Annotated in this window: 13 protein-coding genes; 7 read left to right on the top strand and 6 right to left on the bottom strand. The window is 52.7% G+C overall.

What is annotated here, in order from left to right; translation table 11 throughout:
- Nucleotides 1-262 precede the first annotated feature (262 nt).
- From ACJYUO_RS13070 to ACJYUO_RS13060, 3 genes are all read left to right on the top strand, one after another.
- On the top strand, nt 263-1,534 hold the full coding sequence (locus ACJYUO_RS13070) for an AAA family ATPase (protein ID WP_494345794.1): 1,272 nt from the start codon (nt 263-265) through the stop codon (nt 1,532-1,534).
- A complete protein-coding gene (locus ACJYUO_RS13065) occupies nt 1,531-3,390 on the top strand; it encodes a 5-methylcytosine restriction system specificity protein McrC (protein WP_494345793.1) in 1,860 nt (619 codons plus the stop codon). The genes ACJYUO_RS13070 and ACJYUO_RS13065 overlap by 4 nt, the downstream gene beginning before the upstream one ends.
- A 129-nt stretch (nt 3,391-3,519) precedes the next feature.
- Nucleotides 3,520-6,645 carry an NACHT domain-containing protein gene (locus ACJYUO_RS13060; protein WP_494345792.1) on the top strand — a complete coding sequence of 1,042 codons (3,126 nt, stop codon included), beginning with the start codon at nt 3,520-3,522 and terminating at the stop codon, nt 6,643-6,645.
- Between the two features lie 161 nt (nt 6,646-6,806).
- Here the strand turns inward: ACJYUO_RS13060 and ACJYUO_RS13055 are convergent, their stop codons facing one another.
- A complete protein-coding gene (locus ACJYUO_RS13055) occupies nt 6,807-8,360 on the bottom strand; it encodes a phospholipase D-like domain-containing protein (RefSeq protein WP_494345791.1) in 1,554 nt (517 codons plus the stop codon).
- 702 nt (nt 8,361-9,062) lie between these two features.
- On the opposite strand from ACJYUO_RS13055, the gene ACJYUO_RS13050 reads away from it, so the two are divergent.
- Nucleotides 9,063-9,227: a hypothetical protein gene (locus ACJYUO_RS13050; RefSeq protein WP_494345790.1), complete on the top strand. Its 165-nt coding sequence runs from the start codon at nt 9,063-9,065 to the stop codon at nt 9,225-9,227.
- A 756-nt stretch (nt 9,228-9,983) separates the two neighbouring features.
- On the opposite strand, the gene ACJYUO_RS13045 is transcribed toward ACJYUO_RS13050, so the two are convergent.
- Nucleotides 9,984-10,619 carry a DUF8102 family protein gene (locus ACJYUO_RS13045; RefSeq protein WP_494345789.1) on the bottom strand — a complete coding sequence of 212 codons (636 nt, stop codon included), beginning with the start codon at nt 10,617-10,619 and terminating at the stop codon, nt 9,984-9,986.
- A gap of 455 nt (nt 10,620-11,074) precedes the next feature.
- Here ACJYUO_RS13045 and ACJYUO_RS13040 point away from each other — a divergent pair, with 455 nt between their 5' ends.
- Together ACJYUO_RS13040 and ACJYUO_RS13035 are read left to right on the top strand one after the other, a co-directional pair.
- Nucleotides 11,075-11,308, top strand: a complete 234-nt coding sequence (locus tag ACJYUO_RS13040) for a hypothetical protein (RefSeq protein WP_494345788.1) — start codon at nt 11,075-11,077, stop codon at nt 11,306-11,308.
- Nucleotides 11,305-11,505: a hypothetical protein gene (locus ACJYUO_RS13035; RefSeq protein ID WP_494345787.1), complete on the top strand. Its 201-nt coding sequence runs from the start codon at nt 11,305-11,307 to the stop codon at nt 11,503-11,505. Before ACJYUO_RS13040 ends, ACJYUO_RS13035 begins: the two co-directional genes overlap by 4 nt.
- Nucleotides 11,506-11,513: 8 nt before the next feature.
- Here ACJYUO_RS13035 and ACJYUO_RS13030 read toward each other — a convergent pair whose 3' ends face one another.
- Together ACJYUO_RS13030 and ACJYUO_RS13025 are read right to left on the bottom strand one after the other, a co-directional pair.
- The gene (locus ACJYUO_RS13030; RefSeq protein WP_494345786.1) at nt 11,514-12,761 is read right to left on the bottom strand and encodes a site-specific integrase; all 1,248 of its coding nucleotides are present in this window, start codon (nt 12,759-12,761) and stop codon (nt 11,514-11,516) included.
- Nucleotides 12,762-13,088: 327 nt separating this feature from the next.
- Nucleotides 13,089-13,742, bottom strand: coding sequence for a ribonuclease HI family protein (locus ACJYUO_RS13025; protein WP_494345785.1), 654 nt, complete (start codon nt 13,740-13,742; stop codon nt 13,089-13,091).
- A gap of 412 nt (nt 13,743-14,154) precedes the next feature.
- On the opposite strand from ACJYUO_RS13025, the gene lrp reads away from it, so the two are divergent.
- Nucleotides 14,155-14,610, top strand: coding sequence for an HTH-type transcriptional regulator Lrp (gene lrp / locus ACJYUO_RS13020; protein WP_006431641.1), 456 nt, complete (start codon nt 14,155-14,157; stop codon nt 14,608-14,610).
- Between the two features lie 129 nt (nt 14,611-14,739).
- On the opposite strand, the gene ACJYUO_RS13015 is transcribed toward lrp, so the two are convergent.
- Both ACJYUO_RS13015 and ACJYUO_RS13010 read right to left on the bottom strand, forming a co-directional pair.
- A complete protein-coding gene (locus ACJYUO_RS13015) occupies nt 14,740-15,825 on the bottom strand; it encodes a sodium:calcium antiporter (RefSeq protein ID WP_494345784.1) in 1,086 nt (361 codons plus the stop codon).
- 75 nt (nt 15,826-15,900) lie between these two features.
- The gene (locus ACJYUO_RS13010; RefSeq protein ID WP_494345783.1) at nt 15,901-17,004 is read right to left on the bottom strand and encodes a sodium:calcium antiporter; all 1,104 of its coding nucleotides are present in this window, start codon (nt 17,002-17,004) and stop codon (nt 15,901-15,903) included.
- Nucleotides 17,005-17,081: the final 77 nt, after the last annotated feature.

Raw genomic sequence — 17,081 nt, 5'->3', positions numbered from 1 at the left:
GCTGCTTGTCATGCACTGCTCTGTGGATTGTCTTTCTCAGATCTGCTTCAATTGGCCACTTCCTCAGGTACAGACGGAATAGAGACGCCACACGAGTTGGCTAGACGACTACGGAGCCTTAATTTCGAGACTATCATTGACACTGTAATAGCGCAGATTAAGCAGACTAATTAATAATTCCGTATCCTAACTTGAATTTTTAGTTTGTATTCTATCGTACCTTCCTAGGGGTTTTATTAGCTGATTGGAACAAATATGTGTCATGAGTCAGTCTAGGGGTGCGTCGGATTACGGTGTTGAAGATGCGCGAAAAATTGCTGGCGAAATTCGACGAGATATCAATACTGCCGTTCGAGTCATTCAAGATGCATCGGAAGCAGACACCATTCGATATCTACTGAACGAGTTAGAGGAACCGTTTGGACCTGACCCAGTCGATATTCACCACGATGGCCAACGAGGGATCGGTCAAGTCCGACAGGCTATTTTTGAGAGTCAACTGATCTCGACTGAGTTGAAACGGGATGTTATCACTCGAGTTGATGACCCGCGAGATCACAATGTCGCCGTCCCCGATTCAGTCTGGAACAACGCCCTCGCTGCTCTTGCAGTCGGTAAGCCTGTTGTCCTGTATGGTCCAACAGGAACAGGAAAGACCACACTCGCCAAGCAGCTTGCTATGGAGACAGCTGTCGGCTACGATATTGAAACCGCCGCCCCCTCGTGGACAGACCAGGATATCATCGGGAAAATCGCACCAGACTACGATGACAATGAAGTTGAATACGTCAAAGAACCAGGCTGTGTACCACACGCAGTCCTCCAGACTGAAGCATATAATGAGGATTGGGGACTCATCATCGACGAGTTGACTCGGGCAGATATATCTCGTATTTTTGGTCCGCTCTATACTGCGATCGAGAATCGATCCCAGACTCTATTCGTGACTGACAATGATGATTCAGTCACACTCTCGCCGCGAGTAAAAATCATCTGCACGATGAATGTCTCTGATCGAACGGTTAACGAACTTGATGATGCGATTACCCGTCGGTTCGCGATGATCAAAGTTGGAGGCTACGACTACGACAGCCGTGACCAACTCTTTCGTGACTGGGTGAACACCTCATTGGCTAATTTGCCGATTGATTCAGATGCACTCATTTCGCTATTCCATGCCGATTACGAGGGTCTCAACTTTACTGACGAAGGCGAGGGGATCCATCAGTTCGGTCCGATGCATTACCGAGACGTCGTCGATTTCCTCGCGAAAGCTACGGATCCAAATCCCGATCCTGATTCTGATTCTGGCGTAGGGGTCTATAGTGCCCATCCAGAGCGAGCTGTCGGTGAAGCGTTCAAAATCTACATCCTACCACGATTGTTGAACGACGCCACCTTCTCGCAGATCCAGGAGCTCCCGACGCACTATCGAGACTTAAATGAGCAGTTCGATTCATTTGATCTGCAGCCAGCAGTTGACCTCGCCGAACAGCGGCATCAAAGTGAGGAACAGCGTCTCAGCGGCCGATGAGTACACGCAACCATCGTGGTACGGGAGCATCTGGACGCGATATCGACGGCGCTTTAGCCCCTCATATCACCGTCGAGGAAAAAGGAAAGCGAACCCTTGAGGAGTATCCAGAGGATATCGTCGACCAACTTAAGAGGGCGGCCTTTTCAGAAGCCAAGGCTTCGAACACCTACGTTAAGCGTGTTCGCCCGACAAACGATGCCAGCGACTCAAAGGTTGTCACTGTCGAGATTTCTGAGAAGGAACTCGTCATCGAAGCCGAAGATGTCGTCGGTATTGTGAACCTCACACCCAATGCAACGCTCCAGATCGACCCGAAAATTGGGTGGAGTGAGATTTTAGAAATGTTCCTCGATGTCGGCGAACGAGGCCGCACCCTCGAATATCGAGGAATCCCTATTCGGGAGTTTCTGGCTGACGATATTGGAATTGAGGATATCTTCGTTGTCGTCGCCCTCAACTATCTCGATAGCTTAGACGATATCTTTCGTCACGGGTTTATGCGTTCATTTAAGAAGGAGCGGACTCAGGGACTCCAAGGCCGTGGTCGAATCGATATCGAACAGAGCCTCATGAACTTTGACCTCCCAAATGGGGTACCGAAACATGAATTCGTCGAAAAGAAGGTCGAATATAGTATTCCTGTCAATGATATTATCTTCAATGCCGGAGTTGAACTTGAGCGTCTCTTTCATTTTTATTCTGACTCCGATGCGACCAGTAGTTACACCCGAATTTTTTCTCGACTTGAACGAGCAGTAAACCGTCTCAAAAACAGAGGAATAACCGGTGAGAGTATCTCCATCGGAGATGTTCCCAAAATCAATTCCGACGATATACCGCGGCAACGGCACTACTACACTGATGCACTTCAAATCTCGAAAACCATTCTTTCATCAACAATTGGCCAGCCCCTTGATGAAGGTCGTGAGGAACTTTTGATGGAGTACATCATCGGGATGGAGTCACTGTTTGAGGAGTACGTTACACTTTCGTTGAGCGATGAAATTGAGCAACTTCAGAAGATGCCTTCAGTCACTGGCCTTGATGATATTTCTATTGAGAAGAAGTCATACCAAATCTTCGACGACGAGGATCTCACTTTCTCGAGTCAACCCGATCATGTCGTCCTCAACGAAGAAGTTGACGTAGAAGCGGTCCTTGACAGCAAGTACTATGCTCAAGACAAGAACCCACTTGAGGGCAGCTGGGCTCGATCCCGGTTACTCTCCTACGGATTCCAACTCCAAACTGACTGTCTTGGGGTGATAGCTCCGCTCGCAGAGCCAGCCGAGTACGCTTTTAAAGATAGACCTGGGACGCTTCACCTTATTGCCCCTGAGGAATCACAATTTACTACCGAAGGCCTCAGAAACGCAATTCGCACCTTTTTGCGGGAATCAATCAGTGAAGAGAGAGATATTCAGGCTCTCGATGACATCAAACGGCTCGGCATCAGTCATCCAGATGTCGATACAACCCGTCTAGACAAGGCGTTAGACTCACCTTCTCTTCAGGGCGATATCATTACCAACGAGTCACGGATAATTCTCAAATACATTACAATCGAGGCACGCCTTTCTGACGAAGTTCATCCAAGAGGCACACCATGGATGGGTCCTATGAGAAAGTTCCAGTCATATCTCTCTGAATATGTGAGTGACTACGATGTCGCTATTCCCGTGTTCATCAGCAGTAACGATCCAGAAGCAACTAAGATTCGAAATGAAAAAGACGATTCTTACGATCAATATGATGAGTCAACCGAGTTTATTCGTTTCCATTGCTTTAATCTAAATGATGATGGATCTCCACTTAAATATACAACACCTGAACCATATAGTATAAACTGGTGATTGTACAAATCTAAGGATACTTCTCCTAGCCGATATAATTACTTGAACAATACATAACTATTCCTACTATATTCTTGAACGAGTTTTAGGCCGGGACGTTCATATTGTTGGGATATATTCAACTAAGAAATGCCAGTCGTTGAAAGCGCCCTTATCACAATTGGTGCCGAAATTGGCACTCGAGGCTACGATTGGCTCCGTGAATCGAGTGCGCAGGCAAGTGCCCCACTACAGGCAGCGCGGGCCGCAACACATGGAACCGACGTAACTGTCGATGAGTTGTGGAATGCGTTTGCGCGGGCATCGGAGGATCAGACCGTTCAAGAATTTGGATCTCGACCGGCAAACGAGGCTATCGATGAGATCGTTTCAGAACTTGACTCTGATGGAGATGCTGTGTCCCAGGCAGTTGTCGAGATGTATCTCGAGGAGTTAGAGAACCGCCTTGTTGGAGAGTCAGATCATGAAATATTGTTAAAATATTTACGAGCGATCGAAGACGATCTTGAGAGTTTGATTGCTGATCTGGAACAAGCGCGATACTATCGAGCATTTGAACGCGGTGGATTAGAGGAGGTGATTTCCCAGCTTCGAGACCAGTTGGGGCTGATTGATACGATGGAGTTTGTTGGCCGGCCGGAATTGCCAGCAGACCTTTCGCAGAAGCATCTGATTGTTGGACGGAAGGGCAGTGGAAAGTCACGTGCCCTTCTTCAGTATGCGAAACAACGGCTGGACCGGCGCGATATCGGAACAGTGCTGCTACCCTCACCAGCTGTACAACGGCTTGATGATATTCAAGCAGCGTTGACACGTGAATACCGAGGTGATGTATTGTTGCTGTGGGATGACATTCATAGTATTAATCGGGCTACTGAGAACAGCGTATTCTACGAGTTCGTACAGAAACTGGAAGCGAACCTGGAGACAGATCAGCAGTTGCACGTGATTGCAACGTGCCGAAGTGAAGACCAAGGGAACCTCCAGCACTACAATCACTGGAAAGAGGACCGGGTTTGGCGTGAGTTTGACCGTACTCGTCTACAACCGCTTGAAAATGAAACGCTCGAAGCGATGATCGATCAAGTGGTTGAAACTTATGATCTCAACTTTAACGAGGGGGCTCGTGAGCGGTTTCGGAAGTTTGTCGGAACTGGTAGCCCAAGTCCGTTCTATCTATCTTCTGCAGGTTATTTTTTGGCTTCAGAGAAACAGCCGGAGCCTCCTGAAGGAACAGTTACGCGTGCGGAGATTCTCGACATTCCACCGTACGGAGTTGCAGTCTGGAAGGAACAGTATGAACAGGTCTGTCATGAATTCAATGATGCACGTTATATTCTACTGGCAGTGAAGCTCCTCGACCGAGTTACTACCCAGTATGATCGTGAGCTTGTCCGCGGGCTCTTCGTGGAGGTGTTTAATAGCGAGTCGTTTGACTTTGACCGGGCACTTCAGCAGTTGCGGGATCGCCAATGGGTGACACTCGGTGACTCAGGGAAGATCTTGCAACTTCACGACATCCAGATCGCTGGAATCGATGACGATATCGATCATCTGTCTCATGAATTTGCCATTTTTCTTGCCGAGACGGCACCTCAGTACATAGATCAAGAGGTTGCAGTAGGACTTTGTCAGAATTTCCTGTTAGATTTGCTCATGAATCCGTCTCTAGAAGATGAGTCGGTTATCGAAGAGACGACCGAGAAGTTATTGGGTAGTGATTTACTCGAAGATATTCAGCCGAAAGTCAGATGGATGATATATGTCAACTATAGTGGGTATCTACATTCCAATAGTCAGTCAACTGAGGCGCTTGAATATACGACGAAAGCAATCCAAACACAGCCAGAGAAAGCAGGAGGCTACATAAATCATGCATCGGTGGCTGCGTATGCGGGTTTAGATAAAATAGCAGAAGGCGCATATCGCCGTGCGATTGAACTCAGTGAAGATGGATCTAAACGCGCGTTCTTTCGTACGCGGTTCGCCGAGTTTCTCAGTTCTCAACAACGGGCCAATGATGCGACAGAGATGTTCTTAGCAGCGATCGAAGAATCGAATCAAGACCCGCAGATCTGCCAGCGATATGCGCAGCATCTGGAGCATGTTAATCAGATTGGGAACGCTCGTAATTGGCACCGAACCGCACTCAATGAGAGTGATGGGTTGATACCGAAGGCTCGCTACGCATCGTTCCTTCGTCGACATGGACCTACTGAACGACTTGAAAAAATAGAAACGGAGTTGATTCAGTTGGCTCCCGCTGGGTTCAATTCGTTGGATGATCTCTTGAAAGCTCTACATCAACCACAGTTGCAGATACACCCAGAGACACATAATCAAGTATCGCTAGAGGAACGGGAAGACTATCTCACATCAAAAGAGGCAGAAGATATTGCAGATCAAGAAGGACCAAAAGCGGCGGCAGAATGGTTGGAAGACCAGATTAACGAATTTGAGTCACCGCCCCTCTATGGAATACTGGGAGATTACTGGGCTGCTGCTGGAGACCCCGAGCAGGCGCTGAAAGCCTACAAACAGGGTCTTACTCTTTCGAATGAACAGAGTGAGCCCCAAACAGTCGTTCAAGTAGCACAGCGATCTTGCATAGAACTTGAGGAGGCTGGAGCGGAGGAGACCGCTGTCTCACTCTGTGATTTCACACTGGATCAACTAGAAGGCAAGGGACGCCGAACATGGGTAGCGAGAAGCCAGCTTGGTCGATTCAGATGTACGCTCGAAGCAGTAGATGACGAGCAAGCTCTCATCAGTACTTACGTAATCGGTCGCCGGCATGTGCTTGCCGGTGACATCGAAAATGCAGTCAATTGTTATCTCGATACGTGGGGACGACGCAATATACTTGGCGAAGATCACGACTTCAGGATTGAGTATGGAGTTCCAGCTGGTGTCATGGTGCTTGCTGTCGTAGCAGACAACGATCTCTACGGAGAGGATGTTCCGCTTGATGAAATCCGACAATTCGTCGCGAACCATATCGAGGAGGCTGATGAAGAAATAAAATGGCTGTATGCCGAAGTCCAGCACCAAATCGATGATGAAAATCCAATACTGCCCTGTGATCGGATTCCAACCGCGGAGTATACCCACCCACAGGACATCAAATTGGATAATGAGGAGTATGAGTTCCCCGAGATGGTTCAGGAAGACAAAGCGGCATTTCAGACTATGCTTGCCTACTTACAGGGCACTCATAACGTAAACAAAACAATCAGTGAGGAGGGGTTCTCATAACTGACTTCCATGGATAGTTGGGTCTCATCGCTGTCCTTGATCTACAATTTTGTCCCAACAGACCATGAAGAATGGGGGTTTCAGTGCAGTAATTGGACCGGAATTCGAAATAAATTGTCCTCGAAGACAGGCTTCGCGGACAGTTTGATTAGGTAGGTAACCTATAAGTTTACGTGATCAGATCGTTCCCACATTAGATCAAAGAGTTCTATAGCCTCCTCTACGGGTTCATCCGCTTCGGTATATAGTCCAGTATTGTAATAGTCTACGAGTTGGTCACGAGTCAGATCAGCTGTCGTTACCAGAAGTCGTGATTCATCAGCAAGAAGCATTCGGCTATGAAGAGGTGGTGTACTTCGTACGTTTCCTTCGGTTGCTTTGATCAGCTCTCTTATCACTGATTTTTTAATCGATTGACGGTTGCCGCTATCAACATCGCTTGGCGGCCGTGAAAGGATTCTTATATCAGGCCCATTAGGCTGTTCGGAAGCATCAATGATCTCTTCATATACCATATCGATATATAGTGAGGATATCCGAAGTGAATCAGTTGCGTTAGTAACCATCTTAATTGCCCGATCCCGGATAGATGTTTCGCGGGATGACAAATTCGTAGCAGGAATTGTTGCAACTAGGTCCGGAGTTGCCTTCGATAATTGTTGTTTTTGCACATTCTGCTTCCAACGAGCTTCAACACGAGAGACTCGAGGTCCTCGGCCTGCTGCGGCCAGTCCAAGACCGATCCGTGCTAGTGTAGTTGCTGGTGATGTGACTATATTTTTAGTGGTGACTGATGAAAAGTCGCCAATTTCAGCATTGGATTTCAAGCTGCTTATAGCTTCTTCTGATGGATTTTCTATCTGATCGTCAACCAAACTGGAATCAAACGGATTTCTTAATTCTTGGGCTGCTAATTCTTTTTTCAATTTATCGTTATCACCTAGGTATTTGAAGTTCTTGACGATATTAGTAGATGATATCTGATTGGCAAACTCGGTAGTCAAACTCTGTTCAGAATCTGTTCTTGAAAGAGACCAAGTAGCAATTGATATATCTTTTAACTCACGGAGTTGGAGGATATATTCTCTGGATGCCGATTGGGTGTCTGAATTATTAATTAAATCGACGATTGCAGAGGCAACTCTTTTCGGATTTTCCTGCTTGCTGATCTCCTCTGCTATTGCTTCCACTTTTTCCCTATTATCTTGGAAGTCATATTCTGCTAGGAATAATAGAGCAAGAGGCTTATTGAATAAATTATCTGGATTTGAATTGAAGCTCTTCAGAACATAGTTAGCTGCCAAATCAAGCGCTTCATCGTTACTTGATGCAATATTTAGAATCCGTGCGTTTCCTTCTGTTCCACCTTCCCCCATTATTTGTCCATCGCTTGTTTGAATTCTCTCAAGAGAATTGATTGTATCTTCAATTATGTCGTGATCATATAGATCTATACCATATTTATCAAGCAATTTGAGTAAGAACCAGTAAGTATGTGGATCTTCTTGTGAAGTAATCTCCCAGGAGGGTCTGCTAGAGAGTTCGTTGACATAATCATCAACTTTCTCTGAATCACACAGGTCCAATAGATAGAATATATCTGCATGTTTCGCCTCATATTTTGGAATTGTGTTAGTCAAACCATCCAGAATACTGTGTATTTCTTGAAAAGTATTTGAACTGGATTTTAGTAATGGATCAGTCATGGATTCCATCTTTATACTATTTATGACTATCAACTTGCTTGATTAGTTGATTTACGATATAGGGCTATGCTGTTAATCTCTTACTCGCATACAGTCTCTCGCAATTCCTCGACGAGTTCCGGATGATGTTCTTCTAGAACTTCAATATCTTTCTCGAGTTCATCAAATCGGTCCCGAACCCGTGAGATAGCTTGATACCTCTTGCTTTCATCTTCCACATTACCTGATATGTATTTCCGTTCAGTCGCTGTCATCAATGCTCTTGTTCTTGCCATATTGTAGTAGTCGTGTCTACAGCTGTATATGTACATACGGTTTGATTTGCCAATGATGCTATATTATGAAAATTATAATACATTTGCAAATGAGTAAAGTTCAAGGGATTGGATAATAGAATAGCGACTAAGCGCGGGAGTTCGGCTGAGGAAATGGCCGACGGGTGCTGCCACACCCTCGACCGTGCTGGAGAAACCAGCATGATACCTTACGAGAACGACTCGGATAAGTCCAGCGTACAGATTCAGGAGTTCTGGGGAATCGTTGCACGGGGGCATAGTACCAATGAATAATCGTGGGTTAGAGGATACTGGTCGAAAATTGCTCCAGAAAGAACTTGAGCGGATAAGCGAAGAAGTCGCCCGAGACGCCTTTTCGACATCGGCACGTCGCCTCGATCGAGGCGAAGAGCTACGAGCAGAGGACATCTACAGAATGCGCGCAGCGATCGACGAATTGCAAGAGATCACTGAACTGGCTGCTGAGGCGACACAGGGAGTTGCACCACTCCCCGATGTCTGGGACGTTCTCGATGAGGAAGCCCGACTACGGTACGTCCAGCGCACTCGAGAGCTACGCTCGAAGACGAAAGACGAGTAGCAAGAGCAAACCAGGTAACAGCAAAAAGCTCTACTACCAGCACTCGATCTCGCTGGTCGATTCGCTTTCGATCTGCTCGCGGTAAACGAGTTGGTGAGATAGGCCCCTTCTTTCCCCTTCTATCCCTGCTCGATGTTGCCTCCTGCCCCTTCGCCGTCCCTTGCTTTTCGCTGGCTATCGCTGGTCTCTCACTGCTTGAGTGGAGAAATATCCCCTTGACCACCTGCTACCCACCCCCTGAACCCCCTCGTTTTTGCTGGTCGTCTCTGTCTTGAACCCCCTTGCCGTCCCTTGCTTTTCGCTGGTCGTTTTGCCTCGATCAGAGCGACCGCCCCTCGAGCAGCCGCTACCACCCCCTTGTTGCCTGGTCGTTGCTGCTCTTTCGCTGCTCGGGCCGGGCAAGGTGTCCCCGACCGACTCCTACCACCCCTTCAGGGCCCCCTTCTGACTGCTCGAAAGTTGCTCGTGTCCCCTTGCCTTCTCCGCCTTTTGGCTGGTCGCCACTGGTCGTCTCTCCCAGAACCGTTCCGACCAGTCGTTCGACCAGCCATGACCACCCCTCAAGGGCCCCCTTTCTAGCTGCTCGAGACTGGGTCGTATCCCCCTGCCGTCTCTGCCTTTTCCCGGTCGTTTTGCCCCGATCGAGATGGCTGCCCCTCGACCAGCTGCTACCACCCCCTTGTTTGCCTGGTCGTCGCTGCTCTTCCGCTGGTCGAAGTTGCTCTACACGTCCTTGTTCCTACCTCAGAATTGGCCTCATTCACCTGAGATCGATCGGAGGGCTTCCCACTCTTCGTCAGTGAGATCAACGTGACGTACTAGACCAGCGATTTCGCTATCGCTCAGCGGTTCGTCCTGTCTCAACTTCTCACGAGCTCCCTCGTAATCGATCTCCCAAACGCTCCAATCCACATCGATATTCACGGTTGCCTCTGCGGTTAGCCTGTTTCCGCGCGAGTCGGTGTGTTCTCGGTATGAACTTGCCTGTTCGATACCTTCCTCCACGATGTCCTCGAAGTCCACGGAGGTCTGTGTACTAATCGCGTGATAAAGAAACCCGATAGTGAATGCCGCCCCATCGTAGACTTCGGGCCCCCTCGACTGATTCGGAGCTGGCGGGGGAGTCATGTCGCTGAATATGGTCTCAATCTCCTGCTCGTCCAAACAGCCTAAGAGTAGTTCGAAGTCCAGCAGCCCGTTCCTGATGCGATCACGGAGTCGTTGGCGTGATTGGGCCTCGACGTGTTCCTCGAAATCTTTTTGACCGAACAGATACTCGCGATCGTTGTATGTGAGGAGTCCAGACGGACGGCTGCGCGGCTCGTCGGTATAGCGCAGTTGCAGTTTCCGCTTTTCGACTGCCTCCTCGTCCTCATCGTCGTAATACGGCATTAGCCATAGATACTAACGGTGTAATATAAAAAACTAATTAGGAAGCGCACATTGTGGCTGATATGTCGTCGACCGAGTGGACGAGTATCCCAGTACACCCGGACGTACGAAACGAGATCCGCGAGGAGAAACCGGCCGGAGAGTCCTATACGGAATTCCTGCAAGGTCTCCTCACTCAGCAATCGGCTGACGACGAGAAGACACAGTAGCAGGCATATACCAACGGCTCAGCGGTGTTGGTCCACGGCGACAGAACACTGGAGTGCTGGAACACTCCAGGGCTCTCCCCTTCATCCGGGGCGGGTGTCGCCGGCGAAGCAAATGGATGCTGGAGCCGATCAGGAAGATCGGAACCCCGTACCAGCTGATACGCAATCATTGTATATCAGCATTCGGGTTCCTTCTGGGCTCCGGCTCCGGTCTGGCCGGCCGACTCGGCTGCGAAGACTGGACGCATGCACGCAACCCACGATGATAACGCGGAACGTAGTCAGGTCGACTCGAGCGACGAAATTAGTAGCCATACTAGCGACGAGATTGGAAAGCGAATCGAGCGATTCGGCCACGACAAGATCCGGCTCGTCGAGTGCCCGGTCTGTGGTGTTGGCCTCAGAAACAAGAAGACCGCACATCACATCGAGAAACACTCTCCTTCCGATTTCGGGCTAACCGGGGGTGAGTTCCTATGAGTGGGACCGCTTCCGATCCGGATCGGTACGTCCAGGAGAACAAGGACACGCTCGTCCGTATCATCAAACACGGCGACGACAAGTTCGTTCGAGGGCTCGCTCTCGCGGCGATAATCCGCTATGGAGACGAGCCGCTCCTCCACGATATCGAGCACGAAATCGATCGAGCGAAACAGGACATGGAGGGCCGCGTCTAATGACGACCTCAGTCCGTACTGGCGTCGGCGAACTCTCGGGCCTCCCGGAGTACCCCGGGATTCTCGTCGGCGAGTTCGATGAACTGCTCTATTCGCTCGAGATCGTCGAGCAACTCGGGATCGTCACGGGCGATCTTGAGGAGTTCAGTCCGCGTCTCCTGTTGTCGCTCCTCGATCTCTTCAACTGCCCCGTGTTCCATCGCTTGACCACACCATACACAAATCGATTCGTTCCGTGGGGTATCGTTGTGGCAGCGGGGACAGGTAAGAGGTGCGATCGGATCGGTCTCGTCTTCCTCAACGTCAGCACCATGCGCCTTAGCAACTGCTCGGTCATTGGCATCACCGAATACAGCAACGTATCGAGAAGCCACGTCGGAACCACGAGACCACCCATGGTGGTCTTCCAGATGCGCCTGATTAACGCCCTCCGAAGCGAGATAGGAGGCCGAGGATTTCCGCATCTGAGTAAACGTTACCTCAGTATGGTTGATTCCCGCCTTTCGGGCCGCTCCCTTCAGAATTTTCAGCTTCATTTGATAGCTGACATCCTCGGGAGTGTTGATTTTCGACCAAAGAGGTGCCTCTGGGTCGTCTGGAGAGGGATGAGAGTTCAACCACTGTCGAAGATATGGGACAGACGGGATCAAGGTGATCGTCCTCTCACCGACCTTTCCGTCGACAGAGATTCGCAACCCGTACTGGTGGTCGGAAACATCACCAACAGTGAGATTGCGGATCTCCCCACTTCGGGCACCCGAGTCCCACGCGACCGCGATGAGGGCTTTGTCTCGGGGCTGCCGACACTCGTCGAGCATCGGCTTAATGTGCTTGTCCCACCAGAGCATCTCGGCGGGATCAGGAGTCGGATTGTAGTTGCGAGCCGTAGTCGTAGGAATCCAAGAGAGGGAGTCCGGGATGTCATCTCCCTCCGTAACGTGTTTTCCGAACAGTCGGAGGGCGATTCGATAATCTCGATTCGACTCTTCGTTGTCGTAGGTATCGTGGATCCAGCGGACGATTTCCTCAGCAGCACCCTCGTCGTCAAGAGTAGCTGCAAGGTCGCCTACTTCTTCGGCCATCCGAACGCAGTGTCTGAGCAACTTTTCACGTCGTTGCTTACCATACTGGCTACCGAGAAGCGTGAGCTGTTTATCGAAGTCTTTGAGCGCCTTTTGATCGTCTCCAACCATGTCTTCGCCGCGTTCGATACGCTCCTGCAACCTCCCGAGTCGACGATCAACGTTTCGCGTCATCCATCTTGGGGATTATCAGATGAGCATGTAAACCACCGGTTGGAATCCCAGACGGAGCATTTTTCGACGAACAAATTCGTGAGCCGAAAGTGTGGGCTGTGAGTTGAATGGGAGAAACGTGAGCGGTACGAGCGGTTCGCGTAGTTCAAGTCCCAGGCTGGACACTTCTACGGCGGTCTTCGGCGGATTTGAGCGCGATCCCTATCAGTCGATGAAGCGAAACTGATCACTTTCTGCCGGTATACGGGTGAAGTCGGTACGTGAGGTCTCGTCGCTTCTACGGAGTCGACAGAGCCGGGATTTCGAACGGGAAGCGGTGTAGTGCTCCTATCTGGGTCCGAAGGCCGCGATATCGGCCCCCACCGTCGCCAGTGCGTCGGCGGGATTCGGGTCGCTGTCTGCCAGATGCGTGTACCGATGGTCCGGAACGCTCGAGAGTGCAGCCCTAACGGCCTCGCTGTACGTCTCGACGCCTGGCTCTGTCGGGCCGTTGCCACCCCAGACGTCTCGGATGACGGTCATCGAATCGATGCGTACCTCGAGTTTGCGTGGCTCGTAGCGAGCTAATAGTTCGGAAAGTCCGAGCTGGAGGGCGACGTATTCGGCGGTGTTGTTCCCCGCCCTGGAACCGACGGGTCGGCCGAGACGAGCGAGTTGGTCCTCCCCAGCGTCCATGATGACAGCGCCCGCCCCAGCGGGACCGGGGTTGCCGCGTGAACTGCCGTCGACGTAGAGGACGAATGCGTCGCTCGTCGGCTCGGGGACGGATGGCCGGGTGAGTCCCGACTCCAGCAGGGCCTCGAGTGCGCGACGCAACTCCTCTGGGGTGGTTTCGGGGTCGAAGAGACCGCCATAGCCGGGGACAGCGTCATTGATCAGGTCGGTGGCGGCCGTCATTTCGTAGCCGACGCCCGCGAGTACCTCGTCGACGAGCGCGGCCAGCGGCGAGAGGTGTTCGGACGGGAGCGGGTCGTCGGTCATGGTACGTGTCGCTTCGGGCTTCGGTTCCGAGTGATCATACCCTCGGTCCCTGACGATCTCGTTGGCTTGGTCCACCGCTGCATATCGGTTCTCGGTGGTCGAGCGGGATAATCCCTTCCGGTACACCGGTGGCTGGCCGCGTTGAATCGGTTGGACTCTCGAGAGAACCGATGACGGAAATAAAGGCCTGCCGAATAGAGTGGCGGAGTTCAGCATGGCCGAACGGTTTTCGTCCCGCTTTTTGACGCTGAGAACCGCCCCCGTTCTGTACAGTTGCCGCCAAGTTACTGTGAGTGCAGTAATTCGCACCTCTACAAGCGTTGTCCGCGCACACTGCAACACCGACTTACCGGACGCGGATAGAACTGGATATTCGTAAACTCCTAGTAGGTGGAGTGTGTCATACCACTCAATGACCTACGAACACCTGGACTCGGATCTGGTAAACGAACTGCTCAACGACGGCCGCGCGAGCCTGCGCAGCCTCGCCGAAGAACTCGATGTCTCCGTGACGACGGTCTCGAATCACCTCTCCGATCTCGAGGAAGAGGGCGTGATCGAGGGCTACACGCCGAAGGTCGACTACGACGCGGTCGGCTACGACGTAACCGCCGTCATGCAGCTCAAAGCTGAGGGGAACGCGCTGCCCGAGATCACCGAGACGCTGAAAGACCACCGCCAGATGATCTCCGTCTACGAGGTCACCGGTGACTACGACGTGATCGCCATCGGGAAGTTCGAGGACACCGACGACATGAACGATCAGATCAAGACGCTGATTACCGATCCCGACATCAACCAGTCGAACACGAGCATCGTGCTCAACGCCGTCAGCGAGAACGAACAGTTCGAACTCGATACGGAGTAAGAACGGATCGCCGTCGAGCCGCGGCGAGACTCTACTCCTTCTGCTCGCCGGTGACTGTCTCCTCGTGAGCCGCTGCTAGCAGCCCGAGACCGGCCACGAAAAGCGTCGCAGTCGATCGGGGCCGTTCGGCTACAGATAGTTCGCGATCCAGTAGGCGATATAGAGGCCGAACAAGACGATGCCGCCGACGCGGGTGACGCGACCGCGGGCAAGCATGGCCGTCACGACGAGCAGACAGCCGGCGAGAAACGGCCAGTGGAGGGTCAACACGTCTCCGCCGGACCCGATCGGATGGAGGGCCGCGATGATGCCGACGTTCGCAGTCATGTAGAAGACGGTACTGCCGACCACGTTGCCGACGGCGAGTTCGGGGCGGTGTTGTCGCACCGGTTCGACGGTGAGCGCCAACTCCTCGATCGAGGCGATGAAGCTCAACACCGTTGCGCCGAACGCCAGCCCCGAAATGCCGAGCGCGACGAAGATCCCTTCGGCGCTGACCACCGTGATCCCGGAGCCGATCGTGAGGCCGATCGTCGCGAGGACGGCCACACCCAGATTGAAGCGCCCGCTTCGATGCTCGAACGACGGGACGAGATCGTCGAGATCGAGATCGAAAGCCGAATCGCGTGCTCGATTCACTCGCCGGTCGGGTTCGTCGCCGCCGTTCGTGGCCTTCGTTTCCCTCCCAGTCCTCGCATCCGGTTCGGCCTCCAGACCGACCACCTCCTGTATCTCCTCTGCAAGTAGATACGTCGTTTCGGAACGCCCCTCGCGCCAGAAGATCGCCGTGAGCAGCGGGACGAACAGGGCGAGGAGCGCAGTTCCCTCGAGTAGGCCGATCGTTCCGTCGAGGGACATCGCGAACGCTGGGACGGGGACGAGAACGAGCATGAGCAGATACAGCCGCGGAACGTCTATCCGAAACGGAACGAGGAGCCCCGCGAGACCGACGGCGACGGCGAGGACGAACAGCGACTCCCCGAACACCGTTCCGAGCGCGAGCGCCGGGAGTTCGACGAACGCCGCGGTGACACCGAGGACGGCGTTCTCGAGGTCGACGCCGGCTAACACGACCGCGAGAAGGAAGCCGGAAACCCCGAGCGAGACGGCGCTCTGGGCGACGGCCTCGATGAAGACCTCTACGCACCAGATCACCAGCACGACGCCGACGAGAAACAGCCCGACGAGGGCGATCGGGGAACTCGGAACGACCATGTCTCCGCGTCTACACCGCTCTATCACTTATTATCAAGTGTCGGCCTTCGAGGCGATCAGCGAACGCCGGCCTGCTCACAGCGCTTCGGGAATCGGGATGCCGCCGAAGAAAAGAAGCGAGCACAGCCAGTAGACGACGTAGAGGGCGACGAGCGCGTAGCCGTGGTGTCGGCGAACCCGTCCGGTCGAGATGACGGCCGCGGCGACGGCCGTGAGGATGGCGACGGCGGGCAGGTGAAAGAACAGGACCTCGCGCGGAATCGTCACGTCGGCGACGTACGTGATGACGCCGACGTTGGCCGTCACCGAGAAGATGACGCTCCCGATGACGTGGCCGATGCCGATCTCCGGAATCCCGCGACGGACCGGCTCGATCGTCAACAGCAGGTTTTCGACGGTCAACACGAGTGTCAACACCGTCGCGCCGAAGACGGTTTCCTCGATCCCCCACGACTCGATGATCGCCTCCGAGCCCGTCTCGAGGAGCAGCGCACCGGCCATCACGCCGACCAGTGCCACGCCGGCGAACCCGAGCCAGAAGACGCCCTCGTAGCGTCGCTCGGCGACGTAGCGGTCTTCGGGGATGTCCTCGAGGACGGTCCTGCTGTCGACGTCTTCGATGGCGAGTTCGTCGATGGGGACGCCGCCGTCGGCCTCGATTCGCTCCGCGATCTCCGAATCTCTGAAGACGGGCACGTCGCGTTGGAGTTCCCGGACTACGATGTAGCCAAAGAGCGCGACGAAAATGCCGGTGAGAACGAGCCCGTGTCCGAGCGTGAGGGTCTCGACGATGACGAACGGAATCAAAAGCAGCGGGGCGATCGCGAGTAGCAGCAGGTAGTCGCGGGGAACCTCGACCGGGAACGGTCTGTAGATCGCCGCGACGGCAAGCGTGATGCCGGTGATCGCGAGAGCAGTCCCGAGCGCGGTGCCGAGCGCGACCTGCTCGAGTTCGCCGGCACCGAACACGAGCGCGACGACGGTGTCGTCGAATTCGATCCCGGTGAAGACGATCGCCAGCGCGAATATCGAGACGCCAAGCCCCAGCGCCGCCCGCGTGAGATAACTGATGAGCTTTTCGACGCTGTAGGTTAGGACGATCGCGCCGATAGCGAGGACGAGGTACGCGGCCCACAGCCCCTGTGCTTCGACCACGCTCTCGACGGCCGCTTCGATCATGTCCATGATCCACGGTAGCTGTTCACATATAGCTAACAGGCCGGGAATGGATTTCCGTGGGAAATGTATACACGCTC

This window comes from Natrinema sp. CRL1 (assembly GCF_059162405.1).
Note: the sequence above shows the minus strand (reverse complement) of the source record. Positions and strands in the feature narration are given on the sequence as shown.